The sequence below is a fragment of the Clostridioides sp. GD02404 genome, from assembly GCF_045898275.1.
Classification (GTDB): domain Bacteria; phylum Bacillota; class Clostridia; order Peptostreptococcales; family Peptostreptococcaceae; genus Clostridioides; species Clostridioides difficile_A.
Map to the genome: position 1 here is coordinate 94,881 of NZ_JBJOCA010000015.1, position 11,095 is coordinate 105,975.

9 protein-coding genes are annotated in these 11,095 nt (G+C 29.1%); 5 read left to right on the top strand and 4 right to left on the bottom strand.

All coding sequences use genetic code 11. The features are described from left to right. The first annotated feature begins 17 nt into the window (after nucleotides 1-17). On the top strand, nucleotides 18-329 hold the full coding sequence (locus Q3287_RS10880) for an antibiotic biosynthesis monooxygenase (RefSeq protein WP_054277227.1): 312 nt from the start codon (nucleotides 18-20) through the stop codon (nucleotides 327-329). Between the two features lie 99 nt (nucleotides 330-428). Here Q3287_RS10880 and Q3287_RS10885 read toward each other — a convergent pair whose 3' ends face one another. After that, nucleotides 429-2,432: an alpha-amylase family glycosyl hydrolase gene (locus tag Q3287_RS10885; protein ID WP_407964070.1), complete on the bottom strand. Its 2,004-nt coding sequence runs from the start codon at nucleotides 2,430-2,432 to the stop codon at nucleotides 429-431. A 152-nt stretch (nucleotides 2,433-2,584) separates the two neighbouring features. Continuing rightward, entirely contained in the window at nucleotides 2,585-3,223 is a 639-nt protein-coding gene (recX, locus tag Q3287_RS10890; RefSeq protein WP_054271119.1) for a recombination regulator RecX, read from the bottom strand. Nucleotides 3,224-3,498: 275 nt separating this feature from the next. Between recX and nadD the strand changes: the two genes are divergently transcribed. The 4 genes from nadD (at nucleotide 3,499) to leuS (ending at nucleotide 7,998) form a co-directional block, all read left to right on the top strand. Further along, nucleotides 3,499-4,188, top strand: coding sequence for a nicotinate-nucleotide adenylyltransferase (nadD, locus tag Q3287_RS10895; RefSeq protein ID WP_054271118.1), 690 nt, complete (start codon nucleotides 3,499-3,501; stop codon nucleotides 4,186-4,188). After that, nucleotides 4,189-4,761 (top strand): bis(5'-nucleosyl)-tetraphosphatase (symmetrical) YqeK, encoded by a 573-nt coding sequence (gene yqeK / locus Q3287_RS10900; protein WP_054277225.1) that lies wholly within the window; start codon nucleotides 4,189-4,191, stop codon nucleotides 4,759-4,761. It abuts the gene before it with no gap. A gap of 115 nt (nucleotides 4,762-4,876) precedes the next feature. Next, the gene (gene rsfS / locus Q3287_RS10905) at nucleotides 4,877-5,227 is read left to right on the top strand and encodes a ribosome silencing factor (RefSeq protein ID WP_054271116.1); all 351 of its coding nucleotides are present in this window, start codon (nucleotides 4,877-4,879) and stop codon (nucleotides 5,225-5,227) included. A 350-nt stretch (nucleotides 5,228-5,577) separates the two neighbouring features. Further along, nucleotides 5,578-7,998, top strand: coding sequence for a leucine--tRNA ligase (gene leuS / locus Q3287_RS10910; protein WP_054277224.1), 2,421 nt, complete (start codon nucleotides 5,578-5,580; stop codon nucleotides 7,996-7,998). Nucleotides 7,999-8,084: 86 nt separating this feature from the next. Here the strand turns inward: leuS and Q3287_RS10915 are convergent, their stop codons facing one another. Both Q3287_RS10915 and aspD read right to left on the bottom strand, forming a co-directional pair. Continuing rightward, complete coding sequence (locus Q3287_RS10915) at nucleotides 8,085-9,080, bottom strand: asparaginase (protein ID WP_054271114.1); 996 nt, start codon at nucleotides 9,078-9,080, stop codon at nucleotides 8,085-8,087. 120 nt (nucleotides 9,081-9,200) lie between these two features. Then, complete coding sequence (aspD, locus tag Q3287_RS10920; RefSeq protein WP_054271113.1) at nucleotides 9,201-10,829, bottom strand: aspartate 4-decarboxylase; 1,629 nt, start codon at nucleotides 10,827-10,829, stop codon at nucleotides 9,201-9,203. Nucleotides 10,830-11,095 lie beyond the last annotated feature (266 nt).

The window sequence follows — 11,095 nt, forward strand, 5'->3', positions numbered from 1 at the left end:
AATTGGAGGTTTTGTATATGAAAATTATTACAGAGATAGTGGAGTTTAGTGTGGAAGAAAACTTGTCAAAAGGGGAGTTTATAGAGATTGTAAATGATTTAGAAATGAAATTTCATTCTATACAACCTGGTTTTATTGATACTGAGCTTTTACATGATGAAAAAAGCCAAAAATGGATTATGATACAACATTGGGATTCTATGGAAGACCTTAAGAATTCTTCTAGCAAGATGTTTAAGGAGTCTTCAACTGAGAAATTTAGAAAAGCTTTAAAAAGTCAAACTGTTAAAATGAACATAATGCCACAAATTAAAAACTGGAAATTGTAGTTTTAAATCTAAAAAGTAATTAAACCACAAAAAAATAAATTAGCCAAATAACATTTTGTATTAAAATTGTTATTTGGCTTTTAGTATCTATTTTAATATTTAAATATTGTTATCTAAAAGAACTATTGCTGTACGAGAGGCAATAGGTAGTTTTGAAGATGGTGGGGCTGAGCTAAAATAGGCATTATAGTCTAGTAAGTTTTCTTTTTTTGTGTTTCCTCCAAATTCTATCATATCAGTGCTTAGTACTGTCTTGTAGTTTGTATTTTGAAATTTTGAAATATCAACTGACTGTATTAGATTAGGGTGGAAATTAAATATAAATAAATATTTGCCTTTACTGTATACTAAAAGTTTTTTATCATTATCCATATGTATAAGTTCGTAGCCATTTTGGATAAAAACATCACTGTATTTTGTAAGTTCAAGCATAGCTTTATCAAAGTTTAATAATTGTTTATATTTTAAAGTATCATTTTCTGAAAGGCTCCATTGCCTTCTAGCATACTTATAACTCCAATTGTTTCCTTCTCGTGGAAAATCAATCCATTCAGGATGTCCAAATTCATTTCCCATAAAATTTAGATATCCTTCACCAGCTAGAGAAAAAGTTATTAATTTGATTAGCTTAATTAGAGAGATAGCTCTATTTATAATATGATTATTTGAGTTTATTTCCATGTTCCAGTACATTTCCTTATCAGCTAGCCAAAAAATAATTGTTTTGTCACCAACTAATGCTTGGTCATGAGATTCACAATAACCTATATTTTTTTCACCAGGGCGTCTAGTTGTAAGTTCATACCACATTTTACCCAAATCCCAATTTTCATCAGATAAGTTAGAAATAGTTTTTATCCAAAAATCTGGGACACCCATTGCAAGTCTATAGTCAAATCCAATTCCACCATCTTTTATAGGTATACACATACCAGGCATTCCACTCATATCTTCTGCAATACTTATTGAGCTAGGTTTAATCTCTTTTATCAATTCATTTGCAAATTGGAGATATGTTATAGCCTCAATATCTGTATTCATACTAAAATATTTTTTATAACTATCAAATGAAACTCCAAGACCATGGTTATGATATAACATTGAGGTTACACCATCAAATCTAAAACCATCAAAATGATACTCATCTAACCAAAATTTTATATTTGAAAGTAAGAAATGGATTACTTCAGGTTTACCATAGTTAAAGAGTTTTGTACCCCAAGCAGGATGATTTCCTTTTGGACCTGAGTGGAAGAATTGATGTTCACTTCCATCAAACTCATTTATTCCCTCTAGAGTATTTTTTACAGCATGAGAATGAACTAAATCTAATAAAACAGCAATTCCCATGGAATGAGCAGTATTTATAAGATTTTTTAAGTCTTCAGGAGTACCAAACCTAGAGGAGATTGCATAAAAATTTGAAACTTGATACCCAAAAGATGCGTAATATGGGTGTTCCATAATAGCCATAAGCTGAATAGTGTTATATCCAGATTTTTTTATTTTAGGAAGTATATTTTCAGTAAACTCACTATAAGTCCCAATAGATTCATTTTCAGTAGCCATACCTATATGACATTCATAGATTAGTGGAGAAGTTATGCTTTTTAAGTCAAACTCATTGTCAGTCCAAATAAATGGAATCTCTGGCTGCCATACTTGTCCATTAAATCCACCAAAATCTTTTTGAATTACTCTTTTTATATATAGTGGTATACGGTCAAATGTTTTTCCATTTGCAATGACTTGTACTTTTACCTCTGACTTATGAGGTAAACTATCTTTGTTGGGAATAAATATTTCCCAATTACCAGAATCAATTTTTTTTAGAGGATGAGATTTTCTATTCCAATTATTAAAGTCACCAATTAATGATAAACTGTCTGCATTTGGAGCCCATTCCCTGTAAAACCATCCATCATTTGTCTGATGAAAGCCATAGTAAAGATGAGCATTTGCAAAAGAACTAAAATCTTTATAATTGGTTAATAATTTTGCTTTAACATCTTCATAATGTTTCATTCGCTTTTTTATATCAGATTCAAATGGTTGTAGGTATACATCAATATCTAAAATTTTAAATCTTTTTTGACTTTTCATTTTGTTTCTCCTCCATAATAAATATTACGTCTAAAAAATAATATTTATCTCATACTATCTTCTCTATATAATTGATATATATTATATAATCCTAATAAAAAGCTTAAGCCACCAATGATTAATTTCATAATTTACCTCCTTAGTATTTACACTTATATATCATATTCATCAAAATTTAAAAGTTTGTTTAAAACTCTTTTAATAATATCATAATCAAAGCCTTTATAGGAAAGATGTTGAGAAATTTTTTGATATATTTTCTTTTTATCTTCCTTCTTTACCCTTTCAAACCTTTTCTTTGCTAGATACATAGCATTTTCAAATTCAGTATCCTTATCCAATTCAGACACAGCTTCATCAATTGTACTTCTATTGATACCTTTATTGTATAGATTTTGCTTAATTCTGTTTTTGCCACATCTATTTAAATTAACATTTGTATTAACTATTTTTTGAGCCAATACACTATCATTTACGAGATTATAATTTTTAAGAAAATCTATAACTCTATCAATTATGTTTTCATCAAATTCTGCTGATAACTTTTCTTTTATTTTTTTTTCGGACTGGTCAGCATGAGATAAAATATTTAGTGCTTTATTTTTAGCTTTTATATACATTTCATCGTCCAAAATAGGTTTTAATTCGTCTTCATTTATTTCATTCCCTTTTTTTAAGTTGAATGTATAAACAAGTTCTTTAAATATAGCAATAAAAAATTTATCATCTACATAAATATTAACTCTATCATCATTTCTTTTTTGTTGTTCTATCTTAGTAATTATACCCATAAATCCTCCCTTTTTGTATGTAATTATATTAACAAAAGCAACTAATAAAATTTAATAAAAAACTTACATTTATATGTTATATTTTATCAAAATTAAGACAAAATAGTAAAAAGTTATTTTTATTAAAAAGTAAAGTAAAAACATGTTAAATAATTATTTTTTAAAGCATTTTTTATCATATAAATATAATTATATACCAAAAAAAATAAATTATAAGCTTTAAGAAATAAAAAATAATGGTACAATAGTATTATAACATTAAAAGGAGACAAAATATGAAAAGCGAAAATCTAGTTAAGAAGGCGGAGTTGAAAAATACTGAAAAACTAGAGAAATTTAATCGCCATAAAGGCAAAATCAAAATAGGTATATTGGGAGGTACTTTTGACCCTATACATTATGCTCATTTAGCAACAGCAGAGTTTATTAGAGACAAGTATGACATTGACAAAATTATCTTTATACCATCAGGAAATCCACCACATAAGTTATGTATCACTACAGACAAGTATGATAGATATAATATGACACTTCTAGCAACTGAAAGCAATGAAGATTTTTTAGTTTCAAAAGTAGAAATCGAAAGAAAAAAAAGGACTTATACAATAGATACATTAAAATACTTGAAGAAAAAATACAAAAATGCAGATATTTATTTTATAACAGGGGCAGATGCTATTTGTAGTGTTGAAGAGTGGAAAGATGTAAAGAAAAACTTTGAGTTAGCTACCTTTATAGCTGCAACTAGACCAGGAATTAGTTTGTTAAGGTCACAAGAGACTATAGAAAAACTAACTAAAAAGTACGATGCTGACATTATAACAGTTTATGTTCCATCACTGGATATATCATCCACATATATAAGGGAACAGCTAAATGAAGGCAAGTCAATACGTTACTTAGTACCCGAAAATGTAGAAAATTATTTATATGAAAATAAACTATATCAATATGGAGATGATTAAATGAACTTAGAGAATATTAACCAGAGACTAAATCAAATGTTACCAGTGGGGAGGCTTAGCCACTCAAAAAATGTTGCAAAATGTGCTGAAAAATTATGTGAGATTTATGGGTGTGACAAAGAAAAAGCTTGTTTAGCAGGAATGATTCATGATTGTGCAAAGTATTTAAGTGATAAAGAAATAGAAGATTATGTAAATAAGTATGAAATATACTTAGACCCAATAGAGGATGGAAATCGCTCTCTATCTCATAGTGTAATTGGGTCATACATATGTCAGTATGAGTTTGGAATAGAAGATGAAGATATTATAAATGCAATCAAATATCATACAACAGGAAGAGAAGATATGTCTCTTTTAGAAAAAATAATTTACATAGCTGATTTAATTGAAGAAGGTAGAAAATTCCCAGTTGTAGATACATTAAGAGAGTTGGCATATGGAGGAAAGCTTGATGAAGCACTTTTAACTTCTTTTAACAATACCTTAATGTTTGTTATTAATAAAAAAGAAGAGATACATCCAAGAACAGTTATGGCAAGAAACTATCTAATTAAACAAAAGTTATTATAAAAAACATATATAAAGGCAAATATATTAATAAATTTAAAATTGACTATGTTACAAAGTCGTATTAATATGTTACAATAACTAAGTGTATTTTAATTAGGAAAGTGAGGAATTTTATATGACAGTGGAACAAATGACAAAAATAGCATATGATGCCATAGAAGATAAACTGGGTCAAGATACAGTTATAATAAATATAGGAAAAGTTTCTAGTTTGTGTGATTACTTTATTATCACTACAGCATCTTCTCAGAGACAGGTAAAAGCTATTGCTGATAATGTAGAAGATGAATTAGCAAAACTAGGACTAGAGCCAAGAGGAAAAGAAGGACAAAGCACTCAAACTTGGGTACTTCTTGATTATGGAGATGTAATGGTTCATGTATTTAATGAGGAAAACAGAGGATTTTATAATTTAGAAAAATTATGGAAAGATGCGCCTTATATAGATATTGACACATTAGCATAAACATGATAATATATGTTATTATAGTTAGAAAATTTCAAAAATTATATTAAATTGAATAGACTAGAGCAGTAAAAGATTATATTTTTTCAGAGAGTTAGTGGAAGGTGAGAACTAATATTATATAACTTTGAACTTACTAGATTGAAATCTATTCTCCATAGCTGGATTAAAAGCTATCTAAGAGAGTCTATATAATGTAGACTAATTAGGGTGGTACCGCGAAGATTTATCCTCGTCCCTAAACGTAAGTTTAGTGATGGGGATTTTTTATTTTCAAGGCATTATTTGGAAATTATAAGTAAATAATATTAAATAAGGTAGTTGAACACAACTAAAATAGGAGGCAAAATATGAGCGTATATAATTTTAAAGAAGTAGAATCGAAATGGCAAAAAATCTGGAAAGACAATAAGCAGTATAAAATGGATACAGCACAAACTGAAAAACCTAATTATTACACATTAGAAATGTTCCCTTATCCATCTGGAAAGATACACATGGGTCATGTTAGAAACTATTCTATAGGTGATGTTGTCGCAAGATTCAAAAAAATGGAAGGGTATAATGTACTTCACCCAATGGGATGGGATTCTTTTGGTTTGCCAGCTGAAAATGCTGCTATAAAACATGGTATACATCCACACAAATGGACAATGGAAAATATAGAAGAAATGAAAGAACAATTAAATTTATTAGGTCTTAGCTATGATTGGGATAAGGAAGTAGCAACTTCAACTCCAGAATACTATAGATTTACTCAAGAGATATTTTTGAAGTTTTTAGAACATGGGCTTGCATATAAGAAAAAATCTTATGTTAACTGGTGTCCTTCTTGTGAGACTGTTCTTGCAAATGAGCAAGTTGTTCAAGGAGCATGTGAGAGATGTAAAGCAACAGTATTAAAGAAAGATTTGGAGCAATGGTATTTTAAGACTACTGAATTTGCAGAAGAATTACTTAATGATTTAGATACATTAGATGGATGGCCAGAAAAGGTTAAAATAATGCAAAAAAACTGGATAGGCAAGAGTACAGGAGCAGACTTAGTTTTTGATATAGATGGAACTGATAAGTCTATGACAGTGTTTACAACTAGACCAGATACAACTTATGGAGTTACTTATATGGTACTTGCTCCAGAACATGAGTTAGTTAAAGAATTGGTTGCTGGTACTGAATATGAAGCAGAAGTTGAAGCTTTCGTTCAAAAAATGCATACAATGACAGAAATAGAAAGAACAGCTGCTGATGTAGAAAAAGAAGGAATGTTTATAGGTAGATATGTTATAAACCCTTTAAATGGTAAGAAGGTTCCTTTATGGATAGCTAATTATGTATTAGTTGAATATGGAACTGGAGCTATAATGGCAGTTCCTGCACATGATGAAAGAGATAGAGATTTTGCTGAGAAATATAATTTAGATATAATAGATGTAATAACAGAAGATAACAAAATAATAAATTCAGAAGAGTTTAATGGATTAGATGCTTCAGAAGGATTTGAAGGAATAATAGATAAATTAGAAAAAGAAGGTAGAGGAAAGAGAACTATTAACTATAGATTAAGAGACTGGTTAGTTTCAAGACAAAGATACTGGGGTTGTCCTATACCTGTAGTTTATTGTGATGAGTGTGGAATAGTTCCAGTTAAAAAAGAAGATTTACCAGTTCTTTTACCAACAGATGTTGAGTTTACTGGAAAAGGTGAATCTCCACTTACTACTTCAAAGCAATTTATGTCAACAACTTGTCCTCACTGTGGAAAACCAGCTAGAAGAGAAGTTGATACTATGGATACATTTGTAGATTCTTCTTGGTATTTCTTAAGATATGTGGATAGTAATAATGAAAGTGAGCCATTTAGTAAAGAGTTAGTTAATAGATGGCATCCAGTAGACCAATATATAGGTGGAGTGGAACATGCTATAATGCACTTATTATATGCAAGATGGTTTGTAAAAGCATTTAAGAGCATGGGTATGGTAGATTTCGATGAGCCATTTAAAAACTTACTTACTCAAGGAATGGTTCTTATGGATGGTTCTAAAATGAGTAAATCTAAAGGCAATACAGTATCACCTATGGATATAATTGATGAGTATGGAGCAGATACTGCAAGACTTTTCGTATTATTTGCAGCACCACCAGAAAGAGATTTAGACTGGTCAGAGCAAGGTGTTGATGGATGTTTTAGATTCTTAAATAGAGTTTATAGATTGGTTGATGAGTTAGCAGATGTAGTTAAAAAGGATGTAGAGTTTGGAGAATTAAATTCTCAAGATAAAGATATGAGATATACTATACATTCTACACTTAAAAAAGTTACTGCTGATTTAAGTGAAAAATTTGGATTTAATACTGCTATATCAGCTCTTATGGAATTAATAAATGATATGTATAAATATAAAGAATTAGATAATATAAATGAAGCAGTTATAAAAGAAGGTGTACAAACTATAGTAACTATAATAGCACCATTTGCACCTCATTTAGGTGAAGAATTATGGACTATGATAGGTAAAGATGGAAGTGTATTTGATATAGACTGGCCTAAGTATGATGAAAAAGCTTTGGTAAAAGATGAAATAGAAGTTGTTGTACAAGTTAATGGAAAAGTTAGAGGAAAATTAACTGTTAACTCAAATATATCTAAAGAAGAAATGGAAAAAGTAGCTTTAGAAGATGAAAAAATAAAAGGATTAGTTGAAGGTAAAACTATAGTTAAAGTTGTTGCTGTACCTAAGAAGTTAGTCAATGTAGTTGTGAAATAAATTAAAACTATAAGATAAAATAAGACCCCTATTACAAATTAATTAAAAATTGTAATAGGGGTTTATTATTTTAAGATTTATTATAATTAACAGTAGATTCCTTTTTCAAAGAAGTCTTTGATTTCATCAAGATTATCAGTTTTCCCAAGTGCTAAGATAAGTTTTATTCTAGCTTTTTGACCTGGAAGGTCTCCGCCAAATATACATCCAAGATTTTTTAAATCTCTACCAGAACCATAATAACCATAGCTATCAAACACTCTACCTGAGTGGCATCTAGAAACTATAACAACAGGAAGTCCTTTTTCTCTAGCATATTCAACTCCAGAAAGCATATGAGGAGGAATATTACCTCTACCCATTGCCTCAATAACTATACCTTTATATCCACTATCAACAGCAAATCTTATAAAATCTGCATTCTCTCCTACATATGCTTTAAATAAAGCAACTTTAGATTCTACCTTATCAGTATCTATAATTGTTCTATTTACAATATCTCTTGTAAGAACAAGTTCATTGCAGTCAATTATTCCTAATGGACCACTAGTTAAAGATTTAAATGTATTTAAAGAAAGAGTATTTGTCTTAGTAGCCTCAGAAGCTAATAATACTTCGTTATTTAGGACTACAAGAACACCTTTGCCCATAGCATCTTTAGATACAGCAGTACAAACTGAAGCAGATAAATTACTTGAACCATCATATCCAAGCTCAGAGCTACTTCTCATAGCACCTGTGACTATTACGGGTTTAATGTTATCAATTGTAAGGTCTAGAAAATAAGCTGTTTCTTCTAAACTATCTGTACCATGTGTTATTACAACTCCTGTAATATCTTTTCTTGCTAATAAATCATTTACATAATTTTTTAATTCCATCATTCTATAAGGCGTTATATGAGGTCCTGGAATTTCATCAAAGTTAAAGACCTCCACATCTGCGACTTTATCAATATTGGTAACCATTGATAATATTTGTTCCCCAGATAAAGTTGGTATAGCAGCTCCTACTTTATCATCCACTGTCATAGATATAGTTCCACCAGTAAAAACTATGGCAACTTTTTTCTTAATACTCATACTATTCTCTGCCTTTCATAAATAAAATTTATAATTCCGATAGGATTATATCAAAAAAAGTAGCTAAGGTCTACATAAATTCTTTTATTCATATAATTTAGATATTTCAGTGTAATATAACTATTTCTTAGTTTTTTGCCATTCAGTAATGTAACCATTTAGTATTTCTCTGATAGCTTTTCCTATCTTAGTGTAAGCCTCATCATATAAATTTGCTAGAGATATTCTGATTGACCATTCAGGACCATAAAATCCATTTCCACTAAGTAAGACTACAGAATAGTCATTAGCTAATTTATAAAGAACATCCACTGGAGCAGAAATTTTACTTATAAATTTAAATAAATCTTCTCCATAGTTTAATTTAGCCCATTCTTCAATATCAAATTGAGTATAATATGCAGCATTATTTTTACTTTCATTGATTGGAAGCTCTAAAGCTTCAAACAATAGTTTTTGACGTCTATGACAGATACTCATATTAAGTTTTTTGTAGGCATCAACTTTGTCAATTAAGGCAAATGCAGAGAAAAATGCCATTTGTACTTGCTGAGGAGTAGAAAGACCAGCAGTATGATTAAGAGCAACAAGTCTACTATCAGCAACAACTCTTTCCATAAATGAAAGACTAGAAGGATTAAGACTCATATCACTGTAACGCTTATCTACTGATTTTTTTAATTCTCCAGTTAAATCATTTATTTTCTTATCAAAAACATTCTTCTTATGAAGTGCAAATGTACCAAGTCTCCATCCTGTAACTCCAAAATATTTTGAATAAGAATAAACCCCAACAGTGTTATAAGGAAGTTTTGACATCAATGATGAAAAGTCTTCTACAAAAGTTCCATACACATCATCTGATATTATCATTAAATCTTTATTATAATTCTCAATCACATCTATTAGGTTATTACAAGATGTGTCATCCATAGCTATAGATGCAGGATTATTAGGATTAACAACAAATAAAGCTTTAATAGACTTGTCACGAAGTTTTTCTAATTCTTTTTTAGTGTATTGCCATGTATGAGCACCTTTTTCATCAACTGCATTAGCATTTATATTTACAACTTTAAAATCATAACGAGGAAGATTAGGTATTTCAAGATAAGGTGTAAATATTGGAGTCATCAAAGCTATAGTATCACCTTTTTTTAGTAGTTCATTAGCCATTAATGAATCAAAAATATAACACATGGCAGCTGTAGCACCTTCAACAGCAAAAATCTCTACATCACCATATTTACCTGATATATCATATTTCATTTCTTGAACCAAGTAATCATGCACTATTTTTTCCATATGAGGTAACATTCTATCTGGAAGTGGATAGTTATCACCAATAATTCCATCAGCTAGTTCATGGACAAATTCATCTCCATCAAATCCAAGTTCATTTATACCAAAGTTTATAATATCTCTAGCTAAGTATGCTCCAGGCATATCTATATTTTCATTTATAAATTTAAAAAATCTTTCTTTTATACCTTTCTTTTGAGGCATTCCAGCCAAATGACCTAAATCCCAATTAGAACGAGTTTCAGTAATAGCAAAATGACCAAAAGTAAAAAAGGCTTCTCTAGCAGTTGAACAAGTCCAATTTGGATTACCACGACCTGCATCAAGTAACTCTCTGTTATTTTCTTTTGCAGTGTATTTTGCAATATCTATTAATTTGTCCTTAAATTCAAAAGGGCTTATTTTTCCATATATGTTTTTGATTTCTTTATAAGTATTATTTTTCATGTTAAATTCCTCCTTATGTAATAAGTTTCACATTTTTATAATAAAATAAACAAGTTAGCAAAATGAATATACTTTAATTATAATAGGTTTATAGAAAAAGTAAAGTATAAAATTAAAATAATTATTCTATTTAACCTTATTAAATGTATATTAAAATAAAAAATACCTTTTAATAAAAAATGATTGTTATATAAAAGAAATCTTCAATTTGATTGGTATTTTAGTTTTTTTATTATATTTTATTATTAATGTATAGTTTTCTAATT